This is a genomic window from Mesorhizobium sp. M1D.F.Ca.ET.231.01.1.1, from assembly GCF_003999155.2.
GTDB lineage: Bacteria > Pseudomonadota > Alphaproteobacteria > Rhizobiales > Rhizobiaceae > Mesorhizobium.
In genome coordinates this window covers 23,982-47,906 of record NZ_RZOZ02000017.1, presented here as the reverse complement: position 1 = coordinate 47,906, position 23,925 = coordinate 23,982, and the positions used below count along the sequence as shown (strand labels likewise).

General features: G+C 60.0%; 18 protein-coding genes and 6 pseudogenes. 2 read left to right on the top strand and 22 right to left on the bottom strand.

The annotated features are described in order from the left end of the window. Positions 1-125: 125 nt before the first annotated feature. The 20 genes and pseudogenes from EN874_RS29955 to EN874_RS34890 all read right to left on the bottom strand — a co-directional run. A complete protein-coding gene (locus EN874_RS29955) occupies positions 126-809 on the bottom strand; it encodes a lytic transglycosylase domain-containing protein (RefSeq protein ID WP_126101823.1) in 684 nt (227 codons plus the stop codon). Positions 810-908: 99 nt separating this feature from the next. Continuing rightward, complete coding sequence (locus EN874_RS29950; protein ID WP_245464504.1) at positions 909-1,346, bottom strand: S26 family signal peptidase; 438 nt, start codon at positions 1,344-1,346, stop codon at positions 909-911. Further along, on the bottom strand, positions 1,343-1,603 hold the full coding sequence (locus tag EN874_RS29945) for a helix-turn-helix domain-containing protein (RefSeq protein ID WP_126101825.1): 261 nt from the start codon (positions 1,601-1,603) through the stop codon (positions 1,343-1,345). Before EN874_RS29945 ends, EN874_RS29950 begins: the two co-directional genes overlap by 4 nt. Before the next feature lie 151 nt (positions 1,604-1,754). Next, the gene (locus tag EN874_RS29940; protein ID WP_126101826.1) at positions 1,755-2,078 is read right to left on the bottom strand and encodes a DUF736 domain-containing protein; all 324 of its coding nucleotides are present in this window, start codon (positions 2,076-2,078) and stop codon (positions 1,755-1,757) included. A 535-nt stretch (positions 2,079-2,613) separates the two neighbouring features. Next, the gene (locus EN874_RS29935) at positions 2,614-4,344 is read right to left on the bottom strand and encodes a ParB/RepB/Spo0J family partition protein (RefSeq protein ID WP_127229475.1); all 1,731 of its coding nucleotides are present in this window, start codon (positions 4,342-4,344) and stop codon (positions 2,614-2,616) included. Between the two features lie 79 nt (positions 4,345-4,423). Beyond that, complete coding sequence (locus EN874_RS29930) at positions 4,424-4,843, bottom strand: DUF2958 domain-containing protein (RefSeq protein ID WP_126101827.1); 420 nt, start codon at positions 4,841-4,843, stop codon at positions 4,424-4,426. 213 nt (positions 4,844-5,056) lie between these two features. Beyond that, on the bottom strand, positions 5,057-6,019 hold the full coding sequence (locus tag EN874_RS29925; protein ID WP_126101828.1) for a zincin-like metallopeptidase domain-containing protein: 963 nt from the start codon (positions 6,017-6,019) through the stop codon (positions 5,057-5,059). A gap of 787 nt (positions 6,020-6,806) precedes the next feature. After that, positions 6,807-7,958: a porin gene (locus EN874_RS29920; RefSeq protein ID WP_126101829.1), complete on the bottom strand. Its 1,152-nt coding sequence runs from the start codon at positions 7,956-7,958 to the stop codon at positions 6,807-6,809. Between the two features lie 316 nt (positions 7,959-8,274). Further along, a complete protein-coding gene (locus EN874_RS29915; RefSeq protein ID WP_127229476.1) occupies positions 8,275-8,931 on the bottom strand; it encodes a hypothetical protein in 657 nt (218 codons plus the stop codon). Between the two features lie 1,093 nt (positions 8,932-10,024). Beyond that, positions 10,025-11,158, bottom strand: a pseudogene (locus tag EN874_RS29910) (CaiB/BaiF CoA-transferase family protein); the annotation flags it as partial. A 15-nt stretch (positions 11,159-11,173) separates the two neighbouring features. Next, a complete protein-coding gene (locus EN874_RS29905; protein WP_126101831.1) occupies positions 11,174-12,427 on the bottom strand; it encodes a methylaspartate ammonia-lyase in 1,254 nt (417 codons plus the stop codon). A gap of 336 nt (positions 12,428-12,763) precedes the next feature. Continuing rightward, a complete protein-coding gene (locus EN874_RS29900) occupies positions 12,764-13,927 on the bottom strand; it encodes a M20 aminoacylase family protein (protein WP_126101832.1) in 1,164 nt (387 codons plus the stop codon). A gap of 139 nt (positions 13,928-14,066) precedes the next feature. After that, positions 14,067-14,405: a hypothetical protein gene (locus tag EN874_RS34110; protein WP_135897370.1), complete on the bottom strand. Its 339-nt coding sequence runs from the start codon at positions 14,403-14,405 to the stop codon at positions 14,067-14,069. A gap of 242 nt (positions 14,406-14,647) precedes the next feature. Continuing rightward, positions 14,648-15,301, bottom strand: a pseudogene (locus tag EN874_RS34100) (hydantoinase B/oxoprolinase family protein). Between the two features lie 108 nt (positions 15,302-15,409). Further along, positions 15,410-15,736, bottom strand: a complete 327-nt coding sequence (locus tag EN874_RS34090; RefSeq protein ID WP_210211891.1) for a hypothetical protein — start codon at positions 15,734-15,736, stop codon at positions 15,410-15,412. After that, a pseudogene (locus EN874_RS29890) lies at positions 15,733-17,260 on the bottom strand (hydantoinase B/oxoprolinase family protein). Before EN874_RS29890 ends, EN874_RS34090 begins: the two are co-directional and overlap by 4 nt. 62 nt (positions 17,261-17,322) lie before the next feature. Then, positions 17,323-17,814: a hypothetical protein gene (locus tag EN874_RS34630; RefSeq protein ID WP_245460082.1), complete on the bottom strand. Its 492-nt coding sequence runs from the start codon at positions 17,812-17,814 to the stop codon at positions 17,323-17,325. A gap of 28 nt (positions 17,815-17,842) precedes the next feature. Beyond that, positions 17,843-18,427 (bottom strand): hydantoinase/oxoprolinase family protein, encoded by a 585-nt coding sequence (locus tag EN874_RS34625; RefSeq protein ID WP_245460083.1) that lies wholly within the window; start codon positions 18,425-18,427, stop codon positions 17,843-17,845. A gap of 193 nt (positions 18,428-18,620) precedes the next feature. After that, positions 18,621-18,725: pseudogene (locus EN874_RS34895) on the bottom strand (hypothetical protein); the annotation flags it as partial. A 110-nt stretch (positions 18,726-18,835) separates the two neighbouring features. Further along, positions 18,836-19,114, bottom strand: a pseudogene (locus tag EN874_RS34890) (hydantoinase/oxoprolinase N-terminal domain-containing protein); the annotation flags it as partial. Positions 19,115-19,245: 131 nt separating this feature from the next. On the opposite strand from EN874_RS34890, the gene EN874_RS29880 reads away from it, so the two are divergent. Further along, positions 19,246-19,911: a TetR/AcrR family transcriptional regulator gene (locus EN874_RS29880; RefSeq protein WP_126101833.1), complete on the top strand. Its 666-nt coding sequence runs from the start codon at positions 19,246-19,248 to the stop codon at positions 19,909-19,911. Between the two features lie 76 nt (positions 19,912-19,987). Here the strand turns inward: EN874_RS29880 and EN874_RS29875 are convergent, their stop codons facing one another. Next, the gene (locus EN874_RS29875; protein ID WP_126101834.1) at positions 19,988-21,154 is read right to left on the bottom strand and encodes a Xaa-Pro peptidase family protein; all 1,167 of its coding nucleotides are present in this window, start codon (positions 21,152-21,154) and stop codon (positions 19,988-19,990) included. 1,143 nt (positions 21,155-22,297) lie between these two features. Beyond that, positions 22,298-22,690: an ABC transporter permease subunit gene (locus EN874_RS29870; RefSeq protein WP_245490130.1), complete on the bottom strand. Its 393-nt coding sequence runs from the start codon at positions 22,688-22,690 to the stop codon at positions 22,298-22,300. Here EN874_RS29870 and EN874_RS29865 point away from each other — a divergent pair. Beyond that, positions 22,689-23,907, top strand: a pseudogene (locus EN874_RS29865) (IS256 family transposase). The gene EN874_RS29870 and the pseudogene EN874_RS29865 overlap by 2 nt on opposite strands. Positions 23,908-23,925 lie beyond the last annotated feature (18 nt).

The window sequence follows — 23,925 nt, the reverse complement described above, 5'->3', positions numbered from 1 at the left end:
CTGACGCAGGAGGGAGCCTCCAGTAAAAACGATGTGCAGACAACGACTTGGCCGGCTCGTGGAGGCGGTGCCTTTATCTTGCCTTACGCGCCCCGCCCCCTCTGGACGCGCCCCGCCCGCCACCGCTAGTGATCCGGCTCTTTCGGCAGCCCGCCTTCCTTGCCGAGCGGGACGAAGAGATCCGCGTTTCGCGCGCGGGCGCGAATACCATCCTGGAGGAAGAACAGCGACCGTCCGGAGGGAGCGTTTTGCGCCTTTGGAGCGACAGATTTGCCGTTGGACTTGTCGATGTCGTCGCCTGAAACTCCGGCCGCCTTGAGCTGTTTGAGATAGTCGACGGTCTCCCTTGGCAGGAGTTTTCCATGCTGCAAATGGTCGTCGTAGCGCGCGGGGCCTGCGTTGTAGGCGGCAAACAGGCCTGGAAATCCGAAGCGGTCATACATGGCGCGCAGATAGGCTGTTCCGGCGAGAATATTGTCGCGCGGATCGTGCGGATCAGGCCCAAGGCCGTGTTCGACCCGCATCTCCGCATAGGTGCCGGGCATCACCTGCATGAGGCCGACCGCGCCGGCGCTCGAGGTGATGGGGTGGCCATCGCGCATCGTGTTGCCGCCGCTTTCGGCATCCATGACGGCGTAGATCCAGGCCTTGGGAAGACGAAAACGCCGGCTCGCTTCCGCCACGAACTCCTGCCAGTTTCGCAGCTGCGGAGTTTGGGAGATGGCGACCGGCTCGGCGCCGGTCGAGGCGGAACAGGCGCATGGCGCGATAGCGAGCACGCCGAACAGCAGGAGGGTCACTCGGTCCATAGCGGCACGAGCCTCCCGATGACATTTTCGGCCGACACCGGCCCGAAATAGCGACTATCGAAGGAGTGATTTGTCTCACTGCCGAGCAGGAACACCTCGTTATGGCCGAGCGCCCGGCAGCCATTCCACCAGGGGCAAAGTTCGGCCCTTGGCGTCGACCTTGAGCCGGCGCGCGACGATGTCGCCGCCGATGATGATCGCGTCGTGGAAGGCGCAGACATGCTCGCCGGGCAGCGCGGCAAGGCGTTTAACCAGCGGTATACTGCGGGGCAGATAGCCGCGTTGGTCGGCGAGATAGGCCACGAAATCGGGCGTGCGGACGAGCACGAGATCGTCGCGCGCGGGGGCTCCGGCAGCGACTCGATAAAGCCCGACCGGCGCACTGGCGGAGGCGTTCCAGACCAGCAAGGGCGTGGGTTTTGCGAGCGTGGTGAAGCCCAGAAGGCCGAGGCCAATCGCGGCAATGGCGATCGTCTTGCGGGCGCGAACGCGCCGCAAGGCGCTGCCGATCAGACGGATGGAAGGGCTCCGGTTCACGACTGGCCTCCCTCGTCGGACGGCGCGGAACCGTGCTCGGAAGTAGCGTCCTGGGGATGGCCTTTCGACCATTCGTCGAGCTCGTCGATGTGATAGCGGACATAGCGGCCGTGCTTGCGGAATTTCGGGCCGCCGCCCTTGAGCCGCATCTTTTCGAGCGTGCGTTGGGAGAGCCCGATATAGAAGGCGGCTTGCGCTGTGTTCAGAAACGGGCTGCCCTTCTTGGCGCGGGCGGCGCGTTCGTTTTCGTCGTCCATGATGATCCTCGTGTCTTCAAGGAGAAGCGACGGCGAGGATGGGCGAGCGGGATCGCGTCGGGGACGGGCGAAGAGTCGGGGGCGAGTTTTCGCCGCTTTTTTTGAGGTGAGCCCCGCGCCGGCTGCGGCGCGAGGCTCCAGTGTCCGCCGTTCAGTCGACGGGATTCCAGATAATGGCGTAGGTGTCGTCATCGTCCTGGCCGGCGGCGCGGCCGAGATTGGCGTAGAGCTTGCGCGGGCCGAACTCCGGGGCGGCGATGGAGAGGCTCACATAGTCCTTGCCGGAAGCCTCGCCGATGCGGATCCAGCCGGCGCCGACTTCGACGCCTTGGGTCAGCACCCGGAAGTCGGGATGGGTGTCGGCGCTCTTGGCCTGGTTGGGCACGATGTCGATGTCGGCGCGGACGCTGAGCGTCTTGAGCTGGCCCTTGTAGCCGCCATTGTCCTGCTTGGTGACGTATCCGATCGCGGTCATGTTGGTCTCCTGTTTTGCTGTCGCCGGGGACCATTCCCCTGCGATGGCGGACCGTGATGGGCGCATCCGGCCCGCCTGAACCCGATAGGGCCGCAGCGGCAGCGAAGGACCCGAGCGGGCGGCTTTTTTGAAGCGAAGCGGCGCGAGGAGCCGCCGCAGGCGGCGGGGAAAAAAGCCGCCGGCCGAGGGTTTCGGGCGGGCCGGATCGCCCATAGGTCGACAAGCCAGCCGCAGGGAAATGGTCCTAAAACACGCTTGGGAGACAGTTGCGCGATCGGCTGACACGGCAAGCAGGCGGCGCGGCGGGTACCGAGCTTGGCACGGCTTCAGACACCGCAGCCAGCGGGGACGTGCTTATCCGAGATGCGCCTCTGCGAGCATTCCCACGTGGCGCAGGGCTGGCGAGATGCATCGAACTGACGTCGAGATTGCGCGTACGGTGCGCACCGAAAAGTCCCAAAAGTGCGGCCGGTACCGCCCGAGAAGGTGCCCCAAGCGGCGGCTCTCGAAGTGCCGCCGCCTGGGGCTTGGTCGATTATTCCGACACGAACAGGTGCCGTACCTTGGCCCACTGGTCGGCGGTGCGGAAGCCGCCGCGATTGGTGTAGCTTTGGGCAGGGAATTTCATCCAGCGCGGCAGCCAGGCGTCGACTTTTTCCCTGCCGTTCTCGCCCGCGAGAAAGTCGCGGATGATCTTCTTTTGCGTCTTCACCTTCTCCGAAACATTGCCGTCGGCGACAGGCTTGCCGCCGATATCGGCGAGCATCAGATTGGCGATTTCCCTGTCGCGCAACAACTCGAAAAACGCGTCGTCGGCCTGCCAGCAAGCGGACATGTCGACATTCAGATGATTGCCGAGCGCCTCGATGACGGCGCTACCGGCTTCGAGCGTCTCGGCCATGACGATGGCGAGAACGCGCAAGACATCGTCGTCGGAGAGCGCCACCAGCTTTGCTAAGACGCTGGCGAGGGCGAAGGCGTCGCCATTGCCGCCTGCGACCGCGCCGTCCTCGTCCGGTTGCCCGAGCAGCGCCAAAACCTCGCGCCGCTTTTCGGCAAAGGCGGCTTCGGCCTTGCAGGCCGCCACGCTGGCGCCGACCGTCTCGTTGGCGGCGCGCTGCGGCTCGCAGCGCACCTGCCACAGGCTTGAACCGGCAATCGCATGCGCCACCATGAGGCGCAGGGCAATGGCGGGATGGTCGAGCAACGCGGTGCGCACGGCGGCATGACGGTGCAGGTCGACATAGTTCTGCATCGGTCCGGTGAGTTCAGGTCGTGACGGCTTTGCGACCTGTTCTTCCTGCTCGCCGCCCCCTTCATTGGCGCGGGCGCGGCGCGCTTCCTTGCGCGACAGCCAGCCCTCGTGACACTCGACCTCGCCGCGATGCGAGACGGTAATGACGACCTTGCCGCCCTTTTTCTTCGGCGTCTTTTCGTGGTCCCATGAGTGGAAATACTGGCCGGGTTCGAGCACGTTCACTTGCGCCCATCCGGCCTCAAGATAGGCGTCGCGTCGGGCGGCAATCGCCTCGTTCTGCTTTAGCCAGAACAGGTCGGCATCGGCAAAATAGCTGTCCTCGCCGAACAGGTCGGAGACGATGAGGCCGGGATAGTCCTCTATGGCGAACAGCGCCACCTTGGTGGAGATCGACTGGCCGCCGAACAGCCATTGCTTCAACTGGAAGCCGCGCGGCGCGTATTGTTCGGGATCGGCATAAAGCGCCAGCCAGTCCTTCTGCTGCGCTTTGGACGCCATGGTGAGATAGCGCGCCGTCTCGGCGTCAATTTCCTCGCGGCGGTAGGCTTCGCGAATTTTGGGCAGAAGCTCGCCGAGCGCCAGAACGCGTTTCACCTGAAGCTCGGTGAGGCCGAAGGTGGCTGCGATGTCGGCAATGGCGCGGCCTTCGCGGATCAGACGGGAGAAGGTTTCCCATTGCGAGACTTCGTCGGGATCGAGGCGGGCGATGTTTTCGATGAGCGAGGCTTCGAGCGCATCGGCGTCGTCGCCATCCTCCATGATGGCGCAGGGCAAGGCATCGCTTTCGCCGCGCTCGTCGGCGAGCGATTTGGCGGCGAAATAGCGTCGCCGTCCGGCGACGATCTCGAAGGTTTCGGGCGAACCGTTGGGCCGCACCAGAAGCGGCACGAGGACGCCGCGCGCGCGAACGGACGGCAGGATATCGGAGATATCCGGCGCGCGTTTGCCGTGGCGCATGTTGAGTGCGGAAATGTTCAACCGATCAATTGGGATATGGGCAAGCTGCATGATTTGTCTCCTTCGGTTTGGTTGAGGTTTCCCCGCCGCAAAGGCCACGAGGCCGGCGCGGGCGGGACGGTTTTCGCACCTAGCGGCGCGTCTGTTCCGCCGTATCCGGCGGAAGCTCGGAATGGGGTTTTGCAAGCCCGTCTGCTGCCTGTTGCAGCAGACGCTCCTCCTCGGTGATGTGGCCGGCGTGGCGCGCGGCTTCGGCATAGACAGAGAGCGGAAACCGCCCCTGAAAATAGAGGTCGCGCTCGATGCCGAGCCCAAGCCGGCCCTTGACGCTTTCAAGTTCGGCAAGGCTGACGTTGCCGAGTTCCGGAAAGCCGAATCCGAGGTCGCAAAGCCCGAACAGTGTGTCGCCGTCCATATCGAGTTCGGTCAGAAGCCAGGTCGCCGGCCCGGTCGGATCGAACAGTTTCAGCACCGGAACATGGTCGTTTTCCTTGTCGGCCGCGCCATTGGCGAGCAGTTGGGCGCAAAGGTCGTCGGTGATCAGGATCATGGCAAAGTTCCTTGTCAGAACAGGTCGGTTTGGTTGCGTATGCACTCGTCCAAGAGGCCGAGATCGGGTGATTTCTGCTCCGCGCGCGGGCGCATCGGCGCGTTCGTGAGAAGGCAAAATCGGTCGCGCGTGTTGACGGGCCGCTCACCGGAATGAGGGTCTCGTCGCCTTCCGGCGTCGTCTCGGTCGGCAGCGTTTGGGGATTGCGCGCACTCATGCCGCGATCTCCTGCTGATCGCTGCCTTGGGCATCGGCGTTAGCGCCGAGCAGGAAATCGGCGGCTTTCGAGGCGTAGCTGGCGGCGCGGAAGATGGCGCGGTTGTCCTCGCGCAGCACCGTCAGCCATGAGCCGATGTAGTCGGCATGGCGCACGGTCGGCTCGATGCCGAGCGTGGTACAGACAAAGGCGGCGGCGATTTCGGCGACCAGTTCCTCGCGCGCATAGGCCTTGCAGCCGAACGAACCGGAAAGATCGCGCGCAAGCCGCGTCGGGTGTCCGGTCCAGTGGCCAAGCTCGTGGAAGCAGCTGCGGTAATAGTCGATCTGGTGGAAGAAAGCGGGCTGCGGCGGCACCTGAATGAAGTCGCTGCCCGGCATGTAGAAAGCGCGATCGCAGCCGATGCGAAAGTCAGCGCCGGTTGCATGAATCAGCGCCTCGGCCTGCGGGATCATCTCGCGTTCTGGCAGCGGTTGGGCGGCGGCATAGAGGTGGTCGGGCAGGTTGTCGCACTGCGCGACATTGAAGACGGTGAAGCGCTTCAGATAAGGCACCGCCTGCGGCTCGTCACCATCGGCCTTGGCGCGTTCCTTCTCGTCCTTGGGAACAAAGCGGTCGGCATGGACGATGGTGGTGCCGTGTTCGCCCTTCCTGACATTGCCGCCAAGCGCAAGCGCCTGGCGGAAGGTGAGCCAGTTCTGGCTACAGAAACCGCGCTCGATGACCGCGCCCCAAAGGATCAGGATATTGATGCCGGAATAGGCGCGCCCGCTGGCCGCGTTCTTCGGCAGGCCGAGGCCGGCCTTTGCGCTGCCCCATGGCTTGACCCATGGCACGGTGCCGCGCTCCAGTTCGGCGATGATGCGGTCGGTGATTTCCTGATAAAGGCTGGCACCCGTGCGCCCGCCGCTGCCCGCGCCAGCCTTTCGGCTGCCGGAACGCTTGCTGTTTGCACGCATCGTCTGGTCCTCCGCTCTTCAATTCCGCGCCCTCCCCGGAAGCGGGGTGGGCGGCGAAAGCGACCGGAAAGGCCCGACGTCAAAGGCGAACCGCATCCGAAGGACCGGAACGAAGAGGAGGACCCGGAGCGGCAAGCGAAGGGTTGCGGGATGCCGCGGCGGGCCTAGAAGGGAGTGCCGCCCACCCCGCGCCACCGGGGAAGGCCAGCACAAAAAACCACGCCGGCCGAGAGGCCGGCGACCGTCAGCAGCCGAAAGGCTGCCTCTCGCCAGGGGGCGAAGCCGCAGGGCCGAGACCGCCTGAGCTTGCCGAAGACAAGCGGGCTCGGTTCACGAGCACCCGGCGCGCGCCACAAGGCGCGCGGGCGCCCCTATGCCGGCTAGTTGCAAATGTCCCTTCGGCGCGGTGGTTTATGAGGTCGCAAGCTCGGCCAGATGGCAAAGATCGCCGAGAAAACCAGTGCCACTCGTCCAAATCTGACGGACCAGGCATGGGAACTGATCTGAGCGTTGAGCCGTCCGCTCGAGGGTGAGGTGATCAATGCGATGCGCTACCGGCTTGCGGCCGGATGCTGCCGATCTGTCTCGCTCACGCGAGTCTGATGACGACCCGCAAAAAAAGGGCGCCCGGGAACAGGGCGCCCCTTCTCATCGACGAAATGCTCGGATTGGAGGTCCGTGATCAAGCACTTCCCCGACAATTTCTTCAAGCCTCACCACAATGGTTCAGCCACAAATTGAAGGCTCGCAGTTACCGCTTCGAACGCGGCGAACGGCCCTTCAATCCTCAGAACGAGCGCTGGAAGCGGAGGAGGCCGCCGATGCTGTTCTTCTTGTCGGCAGCGGTCCAGTTGCCGAACGGCGTGCCGTCGTTGAAGTGACCGTAGTGATCGTAGTCAACTTCCGCGGTGACCGTGAGACCGGGGACGACGTCGTAAGCGACGTTAGCCGCCACGCCATAGTTCTTGTCCTGGTCACCCGAAACCTGCAGGTTGAACGACGTCTTGGGATTGAACTTGTAGGTACCGCCGGCCCACCAGGCCCAGTGACCGCCCCACTGCTTGTAGAAGTCGCGACCGCTTGCGAAATCGAGCGAATTCTTGTCGGTGCCGTAGCCGAACATGGCGAACAGCGACAGCTCGCTGGTCACGTTGAAGTCAGCTCGAACCTTGCCGGCCCATTCTTCGTAGTTGCTGTCATAGGCGACGACGCCGGCGATGGCACCCCAGCCCTGCGTGTACTTCACACCGCCGACGACATGCGGAACATAGCTGTCGATCGTGCCCACGTAGAAGACATTATTGACGTCGACCGAACCTTCTTCGAGCGAGATCACGGCCGAGAAGCCGTTGCCGGCATCAAAGTTGTACTGGATGAGGTTCGTGGAGAAATCACCATAAGGAACGATGGTGTCGTTGAGAACGTTGCCGGCATAGCCGATGAACGAGTCAAAGGCCGAATCATCCAAACCGACCCGGAGCCCACCAAGCTGGATCCAGGCAAAATCCATCGTAACGCCCTTGTTGTGGGCCTGATTGCCGTCTTCGCCAGCGTAGTAGGCGCTGTTGCCGAAGTTGAATTTCGTCTGGGTGTAGGTCTTCAACGTGCCGAGCTCAGTTTCCTGGCCGGTCCAGGTCTTCAGCGCGAAGCGGGCGTTCTTGTGCCAGGTGCCCTGGTCCTTGCCGTTGAGAACGTCTGTCGAACGTGCGCCATCGAAGCTGCCGACATCGCCAGCGCTGATGTCGTAACGGACATAGCCGCCAATGCGCAGGCAGGTTTCGGTGCCGGGGATGTAGAAGTAGCCAGCGCCGTAGACGTCGCAGATCTTGACGTATTCAGCCGGTTCCGGCTCGGCGACGACGACGGCGTCGGCGGCGCGCGCACCGGAAACTGCGATCAGGGCCGCAGCGGAGCCGAGAAGTAGGCTCTTGATGTTCATACTTGATCTCCTTGAATGATTTGAAAAGGGCGAGGACGTCGATAGACGAACCGTTCCCTATCCCCACGATCGAAAAAGATGCGCATCGCGATGCATCCTTCCCGGTTCGAACGCTATTCACCGGGCGGAATAGCGCAAGTTCAAATTCCGTTCCACTGCAATATGTACCAGTATTAGTTGTATTTTTATCACTAAATAGCCGTTATTACTTGCACAAATTGAACAACTATACATTTGTACAAACCGCACAATTGGCACATTCACTGCTTGCGGCCACATCGAGCGTGCGCGAACAGCCAACGACGCCGACGAATCGTCAGATAGATCCAATCAGAGAAATAGCCTGGGCGGCCGACGCAACAGCTTCTGTGTTCATGCCTTCCCTGAGCAATTCGACAGGAACACGACCCTTGAGCAGAGGCGACGGGCTGATCAGCCACAGCCAAGCCAGTCTGGGATCGGAGATCGAGGAAAGGACCTCCCGGATTCCGGGCATAGGCCTGCCGTCGATGAACTGAGCCAGGGGAAATACATGCTTGCGGGAGCCTCTGCGAAAGGCAACCACATCATTGTGCCGCTGCCACCAATGTAGCGTTGACCGCGGTATTCCAAAACGTCTCTCGAGATGCGTCGACCCCGCAACTGGACCGGCCCACTCAGCAATGCGGGCGCCTTCTCTGGGATGATCTTTCAGAAGCGGATGCCCAAGGGGATGATCGGCGGGCCGCGGTCGCGAAGCGATCTCACACGCCTGAGCATCCAGCCGTCGCGCTGCTTCGGCCTCGAGTCTGCCAAGAAATTCGGCGACCACGGCGGTCGAGTTGTCGGAAGGAGAACCCGAAAGCGCGCCAGCAGCCTTGTCGCCCTGCTTTGCCTCATCGCATTGGGCAAGAATGCGCTGCACCTCCTTCAAGACAAAGCTTGAAAGCTCGCTCTGGCGTTTTTCATCCGCAAGATCACTCGGTCCGGACATAGGTGGCTTTCCCAATAGGATTCCCTCAACAGGCCGCCGAAAGAGCGTTGAAGACATGAAGTTTGGAGAACTGCGATGTATTGCGTTTTCGCACGCATGCGAACTAGCAGCCGTCTCGCGGCCTCAACCTGGTGCCTCTCAACAAAAAGGGGAAGAACGTCGATTGACGACCATCTTTGCCCCGACGACCGAAACGGACGCACATCGCAGTGCATTCTTCGCAGCGCGAAGCTACCCATGGCTCCCATTTGCGCAAGGGCAAAGTTTATCTTTCAGAGCTATATAAATTAGACGTTGCTTTTATGCAACTATGTCTCGAATTTTACTTGGACAAATTGAACGTTTGCACATTTATAGGTACTATTTTCCATATAAACTTTGTATATGGCATTTAACAGCGCATACATGCTTCACTGTTGCCGAATTACCTTGGTCAGTGCGCGGCACCTCTCTCATGCCAAACGTAAAAGCCGGTCCTCAGGACTTCTCATCATGCCAGATCGCTCGATCCACTCATGCGGGCTTCCCCGGCAGCGAGAGCAGGTTTTTCCGGTGCTTCAGCGGTCTGGGTCTGCAACCAAAGGACCAAGCGAGGCTTCCTCATTCACCAGCAGGACCCATGCTCACGCCAGTCACATCGAGATCGAAGGTAAGATGTGGCATTTCGCTTATTGCAGGCGCCGGAGCATATCTCTGCGGGCGGGCGTTTGTCCCGCTAGCTGCGAGTATGCGCGACGTGGTGTTCAGTTCGCCAATATAAAATTCTGGACGATATCATCGCGTTTGCAGATGGCCCGTCCCTAGGAAACCGCGCTGCTTCGCCGCTCGCAAGGTCGTCCTGAATGAAACACTCTCCCGCGCCGCGCGAACGACGCTCAGCGCCGTCTCGTAAGTTGGTTCATGGTGGTACAGCGAGGAGGGAAATATATGACACCGGCGGCCGGAGAAGGTCCTCTGGGTCTCCAGGTGATGATCTCATGGTTAAGGGCTGGGCCCCGAGCCGCCCGACTTCCTTCGCTAGCCCCTCGGCCGCGCAACGCTTGGTATTTTCCCGCATGGCCGAGACCGCAGAGCTGCCAGAAACGTGGCCCGTATCGCGCAAACGCCCCAGAACCTCTTCCCGGATAGTCTCTGTATGCGCGCCAAGACCCGGCACTGGGCGCAGCGAGGGGCGCTCCGAGTTGAAGATCGCCGCAGGCGCTATCGTCTCGACAGTTCCTTCGGGTGTGACGACCTCGACCCTGCGAAGATGGGGATGCTTTGAAAGATCCGCCACTTCGTTCAGTCGGCCATATGCCAAACCGGCTGCCTCAAGCTCCTGCATTGCTTCGTGGCAGGATAGTTCGGAAAAACGCAGTTCAATGATCTCATCAAGTTGCGCCCCGTGACCGAGGCGCTCCATATTATCGGCAAAACCAGGTGCGCGCGTGAGCGCCGGCTGCTTCAGGAATTTCTCGCAGAAATTTACCCATTCGCGGTCATTCTGAACCGAAAAGATGACGTCTTTGCCATCGGCACAACGATAGGCGCCATACGGCGCAAGCGACGGGTGTTTCACGCCAGCGCGTGCCGTGTGGTAGCCGCTATAGTCATGTTGCAGAACCGGCACGTTCATCCAGTCGGCGACGGCATCGAACAGTGACACCTGAATGCTGGTCCCTTTGCCGGTAACCTCGCGGTAATAGAGTGCCTGAAGAATGGCACTATGCGCCGTCATGCCCGCCGAGATGTCGCAAACCGAGACCCCTACACGCGCCGGTCCCTGTTGGGTGCCGGTGATCGCGCACAGACCTGTTTCAGCCTGGACGATGAGATCATAAGCCTTCAAATGGGCATACGGGCCTTTCTCCCCGAAACCAGAGATGTCGCAGGTGATCAGCCGCGAAAAACGACGACGGAGATCCGCAGACCCGAAACCCAGTTTTTCGATGCTGCCCGGCTTCAGATTCTGGATAAAAACGTCAGCACTGGCAACGAGCGTGTCCAGGACGGCGCGGTCCGCCTCCGACCTCAGGTCCAGACAGACCGACTCCTTACCCCGGTTGAGCCAGACGAAGTAAGCGCTCTGTTCCCGCACCAGTTTGTCGTAGTTGCGCGCGAAGTCCCCTTCGGGCCTTTCGACTTTGATCACCCGGGCGCCGGCATCGGCAAGGCGAGACGATGCATAAGGCGCGGCCACGGCCTGCTCCACGGCTACGACAGTGATCCCCTCAAGAGCGTTTTGCATGCGACACCGTGCTTTTCATCCAACGTTTATGGCTTGAGACCGGCGACGGTCCAGCATCGCAAGCAACCGGCTTTGTTCGTTCCCGACAATTGAGAATGCCTCGTCGACACCCATTCCGGGCTTTGCAAGCATCATGTCGGCCTGGGTTGCCACGGATACGTGGACAGAAGCTTGGGCGGAGAGATCTGTCTCGGTACAGCTTCCTCCGACATACGCTCCGACCTTGTTTTTCTTGCAGAGGAGAACGGCCCGCGCTGTGTCGGCAATTGAACCGACATCGGGCGTCTTGATCTGGACAAGATGCGTGGCTTTCGCTTCTGCGAAGAGCCGAATATCTTCAAGCGTATTGCATCTCTCATCCACGACAAGGCGTGCGTTGGAGCCCCGGTTGTCCAAGATCGATACGATCTTGGCGTAGTTCTCAATTTGAGCTTGCGTCGAACCAAAATCCGCCGGGGACTCGATGTTGAGCGTGAAATCCGGGACCGTATCTGCAACCTTGCAGATAAAGTCGGCGATGCTTTGCGGCTCCAGGCCGATTTCCTGGCCGATCCAGCCATACACATCGAAATGCAGCACCGGATGATACCCCGGGCGGCCGATTTGGCGCGTACGCGTTGCAACCCACTTCACGAACTCCATGAAGGCTTGCCCGTCGATGCCGAATTTCTGCCGTGAGTTGATCAGACCGTGGGGAAGCACATCCACGGCTTTCAAAACCATTTTGTCGACGTTGATTTCTCGCGAGTCACCGCTCTGGCAGTAAATTGGGACTCGGGACGTGGGTAACTGCAGCCCGAACTCACTACATATGATCTCTGCCATCGTCTTACGGTGGAGATGGGCGGCTGCGCGAAGAAGAGCTTGGCTGACGCCATACTCTATAGCCAGAGGTAGACGCCGATGTTCGACGAGCTGAAAAGCGTTCGTGCAGGAATCACGAAACTGAGTGGCATCGACATCAAGAAGCCGCGGTACGACAGCGCGTGAGGTAAGATCCGAGATTTGATTGGTGTCGAACACAAGGCCGCGTCCACCTGCACCGGAGTACTGGACGTTCATCATGTCGCCCCAAACGACGGTTTCGTCGGTAAGAACCAGCCCGACACTGAGCGACGATGCCGGAATGCGAATTCGATCAAACCCAGGCGTAGTCGGTGTGCCGACATAGATGAAGCCGTCCTGGGTCGCGCCGGACCTAATGGCAGCTTGATCGTCATAAAAGAACGCGCCGTTGCCAGGCGCAAGAAGGACGTCTTTGATCTGCACTTCACTTCGCTCGATTCATTTAGAGCCATTGATGGGCGCACACACCAGCTGAACGCTAAGTATGCGCTACTTGGGGCAGAGTTCGCCAATATAGAGTCCGGGACGGCACTATCGCGTTTTCAGATGGACACGTCCACCCGCTGCTTTGGCCTGAGAGTAGCGAGCGCGCATTTGGAGATGCGTCAGACATCTCTTTCCATGCATCCAAGGTCTCATTCCGAGCCGTTTGCCAGACACCCATCCGGGTCCACGTTATCTTTGTCGAGAGTTTGGTCGATGGCTCTGGATCTTGACTACCGCTCCGATCAATTCTGGGCAGTGGTCAGCTACAGGGGTTCATGCCTTCAATGTCGTCTCGACGAGGCTTATCCAGTAGCCAATCCCGTAAGGGAGGGCTTCGTCGTTGAAGTCGTAAGCCGGGTTGTGTACGGCTGCTGTCGATCCGTTCCCGAGCCATATCATCGCGCCAGGCCGCGCTTCGAGCATATAGGCGAAATCTTCTGAGCCCATTAGAGGCTTGACCTTGTCATTCACGGCACCCGAGCCGACGAGGTTTCGAGCAGCCGCGACTGCCAGACTAGTCTGCTCGGTATGATTGATGGTCATCGGTTCGAGGCGCCGGTATTTCAGCTCAACATCTGCGCCGAACCCCTGCGCGATGCCTCGAGCGGACGCCAGAATCTGATGCTCGACGAAGTCTCGCATGCTCGGCAGCAGCGTCCTAACAGTGCCCGACAACTCGACCGTATCGGGGATGATGTTGTAGGCCTGCGCGGCGCTCAGTTTTGTGACGGAAATGACGAGCGATTCCGTGGGATCTGTGTAGCGAGACACCAAGGTCTGCAGCCCGAGAATGATCTGCGCTCCAATAACGACCGGATCGATTGTAAGATGTGGGATTGCCGCATGCCCCCCTCTACCCCTTATCGTAATATCGAACTCATCGAGCGCAGCCAATATTGGCCCATCAGCGATGGCGAATTTCCCGACGTCGAGACCCGGCGAGTTGTGCATGCCAAAGACCTGTGAGATGCCAAAGCGGTCCATAATCCCTTCCTGCACCATCTTCTGACCGCCTCGCCCATCTTCTTCAGCTGGCTGGAAGATCAAGGCGACCGTGCCTTTGAAGTTCCGCGTTTTAGCAAGATGCTTTGCTGCCCCAAGAAGCATAGCTGTATGGCCATCATGGCCGCAGGCATGCATCTTGCCGGGCACCCGGGAGGACCACGGCTTGTTTGATGCTTCTGCAATCGGTAAGGCGTCCATATCTGCCCTCAGGCCGACAGTCGGACCCTCTCCGCCTTCGCCTTGGATCAGTGCGACGACCCCAGTCTCAGCAATCCCGGTTTCGATGTGATTGATACCGAAAGAAGCCAGCTTCTCTGCAACGAAGTTGGCCGTGTTATGCAATCGATAATCGAGCTCTGGGTATTGATGCAGATGACGTCGCCACCCGGCGACCTCAGATTGCAATTCTCTCAAATTTTCAAACTTCTGCATCTATCAAGTCCTGGCTGGGTTGGCCGCCGCACATTCGTTACAGAGGACCATCAATCGGCCAACAACGTGCGTCAAACGCAGTTTGTATATCGTAGTCATCTAGGAGCGAGATTGTTCACGGAACAGATTTTGGGGTGCCTTAAGTCGGGGGGTGAGCACGTCTGCCGGTATTTCGGGCCGATCGCCTAGGGGCGGCGCCACGAGCCGAGACGCCCTGGGTGCTCTTTGCCTGGGCTATTGCCCGCTCGCTGCGCAAGCGGGCACGCGCGGCAGACGTTTTGGCGGCATCGACCTCGCCGTCGGTGAAGATCACGCCGTATTTCGCCTCAAGGTGAGCGCGCATGCTGTAGCCTTCGAGCAGATCGTAGCGGATGTCGTCGAGCGATCGATCGAGCGGATCGCCATAGCCACCGCCCGACGGCGAAACGTGACGGAAGATATCGCCCTTCAGCAGTTCATAGGGCTCGGTCACGAGCACCGGCAGGCGGATCCGCTCGCGCCGTCCTTGCGCGACAACGTGCTGTCCGGGCCGGCACCGACCTCACCACCGAAGAGACCATGCGGCGGGAAGGCGAGCTTGTCGGACCGCAGCGACAAAATGCCATCCTCGCCAAGGAATTCATATTCGCGAATGAAGGAGTTGCCACCGCGCTGGCGACGGCACCGCCGGTGTCGGAGACCGTGCCGTAGTTGCGGATGCGGAGGGGTAACTCGCCTCGATCATCTCGATCGGCACATTCGCCTGGTTGCGCCCATGTGCGGTACCCCGACCTGGCCATCATGCGACTGACCAGCGCCCCAGGTGCCCATGACCGTCTCGGTGAAGACATAGGGGCTTGCCGTTATGCCAGCCACCGAAGGTCGGGACGCTCGATCCGCCCATCCCGTCGGCGGTGAAGCGATCGGGCAACGGAGCCGCGAGTGCCCCGAACATCGCATCGATAATTCGGTAGCCGGTAATTCCGCGCGCGCCGCAGGGCGCGGGATGCACGGAATTGCGGCGGTGCCAAGCGGCGCGGCGACGACTATGGCGCGCTCGAAGCCGCGACAGTTCGGTATTTCCGACTTCATCACCGAGCGCAGCGCGGTATAGACACTTGCTTTGGTAAAGGGGAGCGGGGTGTTGATGCCGTCCTTGACCGGCTTCGACGATCCAGCGAAGTCGACCGACAGTCGATTGCCGTTGATCGTGACCGCCAACTTGATGATGATCGGCTCGGGCGTTTTGCCGAGCCCGTCGATGTGATCGGTGAATGTGTAAACGCCATCGGGTAGCTCGGTGATCTAAGCGCGCGTGAGCCGCTCGGCGTAATTATGAAGTTCCTCCGCGTAGGCAAGGATTTCCGTCAGGCCATAATGCCCGAGCAACTCCATGAAGGACCGGCGACCGGCCGTGCAGGCAGCCATTTGTGCCTTTCAGATCGCCTAGGACAATACCTGGGACGCGGACGTTGAAGCCGATAATCTCCCAGATCGCCTCGTTCAGGACGCCGCCGTCGTAGAGCTTAAGAACGGCAAGCGGAGCCTTCCTGGAAAATCTCGGTCGCACCGAGCGCATTCGAGCCCGATTGCGTTCTCCTTGTGGAGTTGCTCAGACGGATGGACAGTGACGATGAGATCGCCGCCGGAATACTCCTCGACCTGTTCGGCGAAGACTTTGTGTGTCTTGCCCTCGGAGCTGTCGGGCTGTTTCGTGGCCAAACACCACCCGGTCGGTGTGTGAGCCGCAGCCGAGAACGCTTGCGAAACGGCCATGAACGACAGCGCCCGGATTTTCGCTGCGGCAATGTCAAAGCCCTTCAAATTCATTCCTTCGGTTCTCTTCTACCGGTCGGAGCTCCCCAACCACCTCCCCCAGGCGTTTCCAGGATGACCGCATCTCCAGCGTCGAGGGTCATCGTTCCCTTGCTGGGCGCCCTCGTGAGCTCTCCCTTTTTTTCTATCCAATTGCGTTCTGTCGCCCCCACCATGCCACCATGCAGGCCATAGGGGTTGAACCGGCGACGATCGGTCTGCAACGAGACACGCGCTTCGTGCCCGATGACACGCAGCGAGCGGATGACGCCGTCACCGCCACGATTGGCGCCTTCTCCCCCAGAGTTTTCGCGCAGCTCGTAGCGTTCCACCCTCATCGGGTAGCTGATTTCTAGCGCCTCGATCGGCGTGTTGAGCGTGTTCGACATGTTGGCGTGCACCGCGCTCATGCCAGGGCCCATCGGCCGCCCGCCCTGGCCGCCGCAGATTGTCTCAATGTAAGTGTACGGTTTGCCGTTGCGCGGGTCGACCGCCGACGCCGACGAGGTTCATCGTCCCTTGGCTCGCGGCGGCGATCCGGTCCGGCGCGAATTGCGAGAACGCCTTCAGTACCGTGTCGGCCAGACGCTGCGTCGTCTCGGTGTTGGCGGCGCAAACGGCGGCCGGCATCTTTGCGTCGAGAAACGAGCCCTCAGGAATCAGGATCGTGACCGGGCGCATGACGCCGGAATTCGGCGGCAGCGTCGGGTCCATCAGGATCTTGATGGAGTAGAAGACCGATGAATGAACCATCGCCTGGACGGCGTTGATGTTACCGCGCCGCAAGCGCGAAGACCCGGTGAAGTCAAGCACCATCTTATCAGGCATGACATCCACGCGCAGTTTGATCACGACCGGATCGTCGCTCGAGCCGTCGTCGTCGAGGCAGTCCTCCGACGTCCAGCTGCCGCTCGGAAGTTCGGCTAGCCGCTTCAGCACGCGACGTTCCGTGTAGTCGAGAATGGCAGCGAAGCCGTCTTCGAGCGTTTGAGAGCCGATGCGATGGGCCAGTTCGTCAATGCGGCGAATGCCGATCCGGAGCGCTGCGAGCTGGGCGTTGATGTCGCCCTTACGCTCTTCCGGCGTCCGCACGTTGGCGAGGATCATTGCCATAATGTCGGTCTGCTCGGTACCCTGACGATAGAGGCGAACGGGCGGAATGATGAGGCCTTCCTGGAAAATCTCGGTCGAGCGGCCCGGCATCGAGCCCGGCTCCATGCCGCCGACGTCGGAGTGATGCGCGCGGGTTGCGACATAGGCGATGCAGCGGCCTTCGACGAACACGGGAGCGACTAGCGTGATGTCGGGCAGATGCGCGCCACCGACGTAGGGGTCGTTGAGAATGACGACGTCACCCTGTGCCAGTGGTTCAATGAGGGCGAGGGTCGGACCAACCGCCCTCAGCATCGAGCCCAGATGGACGGGCACGTGCTCAGCCTGCGCAACGAGTTGCGCCTTGGCATCGAAGATCGCGCAGGAGGCATCCATGCGTTCCTTGATGTTCGGCGAGAATGATGTCAGCTTCAGGACGACACCCATTTCCTGAGCCGTCGCTTCAAGGCCGTTTTTGAGGACTTCGAGGCGGAGGGGATCAAACCCGGTCATTGCGCAACCTCAACGATCATGTTGCCGGACACATGGACGGTCAATCGGTCGCCGGGATAAAGAATGGTCGTCGCCGAGATTTCCTCAACCACCGCAGGACCGCAAATCGTGTTGCCGGCCAGAAGCGCGGCGCGATCGTAGATCGGCGCGTCCTGGAATTCGCCCCTTTCGAGCTGATTGAACGGCTCGAAATAGATCTTGCGCGATCCCTTGAGTGCGGCTGGAGGCGGTAGCGACATTCCCTCGGCGAGCTTCGGCAAGACCGGCGTGTCGATCCGGCCGATGCCGGTCACGCCGATACCCACGATTTCGATCGGGTTCGAGGGATCCGCATGGCCGAAGCGTGCAGCGTGGGCGGCGTGGAAGTTGTCCGGAAGCTTGTCCCAGAAATGCTTATCGGTTATGTCGACGAGGATCGGCAGGTCGTAGCTCTGGCCGAGGTAGCGCACGTCGATCTTGACCTCGATGTCGCGCTTTTCCTGCCGCACGCCGTCATGGTCGAGATGCGCGTTCGCCTTAGCAACCTGCGAGCGGATGATGGTCGATCGGGTTGGCGATCTTTTCCTCGATAACCTTGCGCGCAGCCGCCAGATCGAGACCGAGATCGCCACCGAGTCGCGACTTCTCGTCGAAGCGACCGAGCACGAGATTGGCGTCGGTAACGGTTGGCAGGATCCCGCCGCGGCCGTAGCAGACTGGCCACGGCACGGCTTCCGCACTCATCGGACCGACGCGCAACGCGCCGCCGTCGTCGATCCAGGCGATTGAGCCACCGCCCGCGCCGATTGCATTGATATCGATGACCGGTAGCCGGATAGGCACTGTCTCCAGGCTCGCCGAACGCGTGATTTCCGGGCGCCCGTTGCGGATGAGGCTGATGTCGGTCGAGGTGCCGCCGATATCCATGGTGATGATGTCAGGAATCCCGGCGAGTTGGGCCACATGGGCACTGGCGACGACGCCGCCGGCCGGCCCGGACAGGACTGTGTGCACTGGCTTTATCCGCGCGCTGTCGAGGCTCATGAGACCGCCTGCCGCGTCCATGACCATCATTGGCTTTTCGCTGGAAAGCGCGAGCCCCTCCCGCGCATCTACGAGCATACCGTGCAGCGACTCCAGGTATTTTCTGCATAACGGGGCGGAGATAGGCGTTCAGGACCGTCGTCGACGCCCGCTCGTACTCGCGGAATTCCGAATTGATCTCGGTGGAGATGCAGATGGCGACGCCAGGAAGCGACTCTTCGAGGATCTTGCGTACGCGCTCCTCGTGAGTCGGATTGGCATAGGAGTGCAGGAACAGGACGCCGACAGCCTCTACATTGGCCGCCTTGATCGCAGCGGCGACCTCATGCACATCCGCCTCGTTGAGCGGCTCGATTTCCGTGCCGCCCGGCGCCAGACGACCGCGGACGGTGAAGCAGAGGTCCCGCGGTACCAGTTGCTCGGGCGGACGATTGTAATGTCGAACAGTGTCGGTCGATTCTGCCGGCCGATCAGAAGGATATCACGGAAGCCGCGATTGGTCACGAAGGCCGTGCGCGCTCCCTTGCGCTGAATGACGGCGTTCGTCGCCGTGGTCATGCCATGGCCGACGTAAACGACCTCACTCCCGGTGCCGCCCTGCAGAAGAAGAGCCCGCTTCAGCCCGGTCACGGTGCCCTGCGCACGATTGACAGGCGTGGTCGACACCTTGGAAACCGTTATGGTCTGGGTAGCCTCGTCGTATGCGATGCTGTCGGTGAATGTGCCACCGACGTCCGATGCACACGAATGCGCCTGCTCATTCACCGCTTTGTAACGATAACGTTTCCGTTACCGTAAGCAATGCTGTATGGTCTGGCAAGACATATTATGGGCAGGCCTCGCAGTTTTCTTTTAGGAAACAAACTAAGTTTTCGTCCGATTCGAAAGGCAAACGTATGATCGTAGCACGTGCCAACGTAGGCCAGCCGCAAGTCGCTGAAGGTCATGGCATATCGGAAAAGAGCTCGCGCACGCGCGCCGCCATTCTGGCCGCTGCCGAGGCGGAGTTCGTCGCGAATGGCCTGAGCGGTACGAAGATGGAAAGTATCGCCAAGGCGGCCAGAGTGAACAAGGCGTTAGTTTATCGCCATTTTGAGCGCAAGGAACTGTTGTTTCAGAGGGTACTCGTCAACGCCTATCGGCGAATGCGCGAGGCCGAAGCCGTGCTCACAATCTCCGCCGACCCGATGGTCGCGCTCGATCAGCTATGCGAGTTCACGCTCACTTACTATCGGAAAAATCCTGGGTTCCTTGTGCTGGTTGGAATCGCGAATCTCCATCATGGCGACAATTTGCGCTCAGTGCCGCGCTCAGAATTGGCAATCGACAAGCTCATGACGCTCGTGGGTGGCATTATTGCCCGCGGCGAGGCGACCGGCGTGTTTCGGAAGAACCTCAATCCAGCTGATTTGTGGATCTCCCTATCGAGCCAGTGCTGGTTCAGCGTAGCCACGGCCTATACGGTCGAAGTGTCATTCGGCAAGAGCATTCTGGAAGACCAGGAAGCAGACAGGCGGCTGGCGACGATCAAGGAAGTGATCCGCCGCTACGTGCTCGCGTGAACGCTGAGTCCCGCGTAGTGTCGCTCCGCCCGCCCGATCTTCTTTTCAAAGATGGGAGGTGCGCGGCAAACTGTAATCAGATTTCGAAGATTGTTCGTGGCAAGCGAGAGAATGTTTCGGCGCCGCTTTCGGTCACGCGGAAGCTTTCACTGATCACATAGCCGAAGTCTTCGTCTATCCAGTTTCCGAGCATCAGGTGAAAAGTCATGTTCGGCCGAAGCACGGTCAGGTCATCTTCCTTGAGACTCGCCGTTGGTTCCAGCCACTCGATTCCTTGGGCGTAGCCGCATCTGGTTTCTTTCGCAAAACCGTGCTTTTTCAGCGTTTTATTGAAAGCCATAGCGACTTCGGCACAAGTGGCACCTGGCTTGACCGCGGCAAGCGCAGCTTCCAGTCCTGCTACCTCTCCCTCGTGCACTCGACGCAACTGCTCCGACGATTTGCCGATTGACAGAGTTCGCATCAGCCCAGAGGTATACCCATGACGCACGCCGCTAAACTCGAGGTTGATCTGCGAACCGTCGTGGAAAACATCTTCTGCCCACCTGATATGCGGCGTGGAGGAACGCGGTGAAGCACATAAAAGAAAGTGCGACAAATCCGTGCTTGGCTTGCCATTCGCACCTCGGATCAACGTCGAGATGATCTCTGCCGCAGCATCAGCTTCTCTAACGCCGGGCCGGATTACCTCTACCGCTCGCAACATTCCCGCATCAGTGATCGCCGCTGCCTCCCGCATCATAGCGATTTCAAGGTCGGATTTAATTAGCCGGATCCAAGCGACTGCTTTGCTAAAATCTACGATTTTGGCGTCCGGCATCCGGGTCCTGAATTTCTCTACCGATTCCGGCCTGAGGGATTTAATTTCCATCCCCACCCGCCCCGCAAGGCCACCTTCATGCAGGAAATCAATTATTGCATCATAGCCATCTTTGTCAGGGTTTGCGATAAGCGCTTCTGGATAGCCAATAACTCGATTGCTATCGAAGAACATCTGATGAACAGCGCCCGGCGCATCACAACGGCGCGTCACAAAGGTCGGCTCCTCATCTTTCAAGGAAACGATCAGCGCTTCCGGGATGTAGCCAGATTTGGCAGTGTATCCGGAAAGATAGGTGATATCCGCCGAAGTGCTTACCAATAAGGCATCGATCTCGCGTTTTTCCATTTCCGCCTTAACTACGGACAGCCGTCGCAGATATTCAGCCCGGGGAAACGCTTGTGGTCCTTTTGGCATCGCCATTGGTTTTAACTCCTTGCCTGGTGTGGGGCCGTCCGTCGGTAGGGTAATTTAGGGCAACAGCACGCGCCCAAGTGTCCGAAAAGCGTAAAGCGCGGGGGAACTAGAGGGGTAGAATCGTCTGCCTCTATGAATGGGATTGTCAGCAATTGAGAGATACTGACGAAGGCCACGATGTCTCTTGGATGATTGTGGCTGCGTACCCCATTTCAACGGATCGAAAGATCAGGGCAACTCAGCCTCTGGCGTTGTGTGCAGTCTCCGGATGTTTGGATGGCGCGTTGTTCAGCCGACATCCGAGGTTAGGACCTTTGTGGCGCCAAGCTCTGCAGATGCCGGAAAGTTTCGCCTCTGTGCATACGTCGCCTATTGATCCTCTAACTGTCGATCTCAAGTTGCGTCAAATTCAGTTTGCATATGTCATGATCTAGAAGCGAGATGCTCCCCCAGGAACAATCCTCGGCGTGGCCCATCCGCTGCCCTTGCGGTGCTTTTGGGTTGCTTTTGCGGGTGCCACCCTTCCCATGTCTTCGCCAAGCGGGTGGTAGGCCACGACCGGATTTGAACCAACGCTTGATGCGCGGCGCTAATGAACCGCTTTCTTCCAGGCGGCGGGCCTGAGGTTGGAAGCATGGAAGCGGAGTCACTCATGGACCCATGCATCCAATCCGCAGAAGGTTTCTCTCAACGGCCCTGACCTAAGACCCTGAAGCTCCCCCAATTTTTGACGGACGAAAAAGGCTCCACGGTGGTGCGTAGGTTCGCCCGGCATAGTGGGGCAAGCCGTTCTGCCCGCACAACCTCCCCAGGTGCGCGGTGAACCGCTTCACCTGCGGCGCCACCGCTCCGACGTGCACTGTTCCTGTTGCAGCTCCATCTTCGGTCACGACACTTACAGACACAACCTACTATCTCGCTTGCCGCGCGGAATGCTTGCCATCTAGGCGGAACGCGCTCCCTTGAATGAAAGTGCGGCATGGGGAACGATTGCACATGACACCGCTTCGCGATCTTAAATTGACTGGCGCCCGACCTGCAAGAGAACCGGATCCCGCCGTCGGCAGCGATTGCAATGCCCTGACCATACTATCGCTTTTGCCGCCTCGCTGCGAAGAACAGAGTATTCTTTGTGGGCCTTGCCGGCACTTAAATCGCCGCATGAGACGATGTTTTTTCCTTCATTGAGCGCCACCACGTAAAATAAATGGCGACCACCCAAAGGACAGGCAGGAGCATTAACAGAGAGGAAACCGCGGCGATTGTAGGATCAATCGAATGACTAATGTTCTCCCGCATCTTTAGCGGTAAGGTCTTGATTGAGTAACCGCGTACCAATGAGGTTATCACCACTTCGTCAAATGAATGAATGAAGGCAAAAACGGCCCCTCCCAGGATACCAGGCAGAATCAAAGGCAGAGTTACTCGTCGGAAGGTCTGGACGGGACCCGCCCCCATGCTCATGGCAGCTTGCTCTAAACGTCTATCAAAGTTGGCTAAAGTCGCTGAGACAATCACGACTACGTAGCTTGTAGCCCCAATGCTCTGCGCCAGGATTAAAGAGCCTGCGATCCAAATGATCTTCTCGACCAGCTTCTGGCAGGAGGCGCAGCCAGTGCAGCCTTCGAACAGGGCGGCCTGCTGGATACGCTCAAGAAGGCTCTGACCGAGCGCGCCTTGAACGCGGAGATGGACCATCATCTGGCGAGCGGCGAAGGCGCTGGCAATACGCGTAACTGCTACGGCCGCAAGACCGTGACGACGGAAACCGGACATACCGCGTGATCGCCACGCCAGTTTCCATCCGCAACTAATCGCCAAGTATCAGCGTCGCTTACCCGGCTTCGACGAAAAGATCGTGTCAATGTATGCGCGCGGCATGAGCACCCGGGAGATTACCGGGCACCTGCATGATCTGTATGGCGTCGACGTGTCGCCGGATCTGATCAGCACGGTGACGGACGCCGTGCTCGATGAAGTCGCCACTTGGCAACAGCGCTCGCTCGATCCGGTTTATCCGCTCATTTTCTTCGAACCCGATCCGGGTCAAGACCCGGGACGAAGGGATGGTTCGCAACAAAACCATCCATATCGCGTTGGGCGTCCGCGCCGCTGGCGCCAAGGAGGTACTCGGCCTGGCTCGAGCAGAATGAAGGCGCCAAGTTCTGGCTGCCGGTGATGAACGAGCTCAAGAACCGCGGCGTCGATGATATCCTGCTGGCCGTCATCGATGGCCTGAAAGGCTTCCCCGACGCGATCACCGCCGTTTCCCGGAGGCGATCGTTCAGACCTGCATCGTCCACCTGCTGCGCAACTCCATGGACTTCGTCTCCTGGAAAGACCGCAAAGGGCTTGCGACAGCGCTCAAGGACATCTACCGCGCCGTCTATGCCGATGCTGCCGAAAAGGCGCTGACGGCGTTCGAGGCCGGCCCATGGGGCCAGCGCTATCCCGCCATCGGCCAGAGCTGGCGGCGTGCCTGGGGCGAGGTCATCCCGTTCTTTGCGTTCCCTGACGAAGTCCGCCGGATCGTCTACACCACAAACGCGATCGAGGCGCTGAACTCGAAGCTCAGGCGGGCTGTCAGGGCCAGGGGCCACTTCCCCAGCGATGGCGCGGCCACCAAGCTGCTCTACCTGATCTTGAACCGGTCCGAAAAGAGTGGAAAATGCCGCCACGTGAGTGGTCCATGGCCAAGGCCCAGTTTGCCGTCATCTTCGGCGAATCGCTTCATCAAAGCCATGGCGGCACAATGTTGAACCGCCCACCCGCACACG

Excerpts from the sequence above, each read along its gene's own strand:
- EN874_RS29940 (WP_126101826.1), bottom strand. The coding sequence starts at position 2,078 with ATGACCGCGATCGGATACGTCACCAAGCAGGACAATGGCGGCTACAAG.
- EN874_RS29945 (WP_126101825.1), bottom strand. The coding sequence starts at position 1,603 with ATGGACGACGAAAACGAACGCGCCGCCCGCGCCAAGAAGGGCAGCCCG.
- EN874_RS29935 (WP_127229475.1), bottom strand. The coding sequence starts at position 4,344 with ATGCAGCTTGCCCATATCCCAATTGATCGGTTGAACATTTCCGCACTC.
- EN874_RS29915 (WP_127229476.1), bottom strand. The coding sequence starts at position 8,931 with ATGTCCGGACCGAGTGATCTTGCGGATGAAAAACGCCAGAGCGAGCTT.
- EN874_RS29955 (WP_126101823.1), bottom strand. The coding sequence starts at position 809 with ATGGACCGAGTGACCCTCCTGCTGTTCGGCGTGCTCGCTATCGCGCCA.
- EN874_RS29880 (WP_126101833.1), top strand. The coding sequence starts at position 19,246 with ATGATCGTAGCACGTGCCAACGTAGGCCAGCCGCAAGTCGCTGAAGGT.
- EN874_RS29875 (WP_126101834.1), bottom strand. The coding sequence starts at position 21,154 with ATGGCGATGCCAAAAGGACCACAAGCGTTTCCCCGGGCTGAATATCTG.
- EN874_RS29920 (WP_126101829.1), bottom strand. The coding sequence starts at position 7,958 with ATGAACATCAAGAGCCTACTTCTCGGCTCCGCTGCGGCCCTGATCGCA.
- EN874_RS29930 (WP_126101827.1), bottom strand. The coding sequence starts at position 4,843 with ATGATCCTGATCACCGACGACCTTTGCGCCCAACTGCTCGCCAATGGC.
- EN874_RS29900 (WP_126101832.1), bottom strand. The coding sequence starts at position 13,927 with ATGCAGAAGTTTGAAAATTTGAGAGAATTGCAATCTGAGGTCGCCGGG.
- EN874_RS29925 (WP_126101828.1), bottom strand. The coding sequence starts at position 6,019 with ATGCGTGCAAACAGCAAGCGTTCCGGCAGCCGAAAGGCTGGCGCGGGC.
- EN874_RS34090 (WP_210211891.1), bottom strand. The coding sequence starts at position 15,736 with ATGAATTTGAAGGGCTTTGACATTGCCGCAGCGAAAATCCGGGCGCTG.
- EN874_RS34625 (WP_245460083.1), bottom strand. The coding sequence starts at position 18,427 with ATGCTCGTAGATGCGCGGGAGGGGCTCGCGCTTTCCAGCGAAAAGCCA.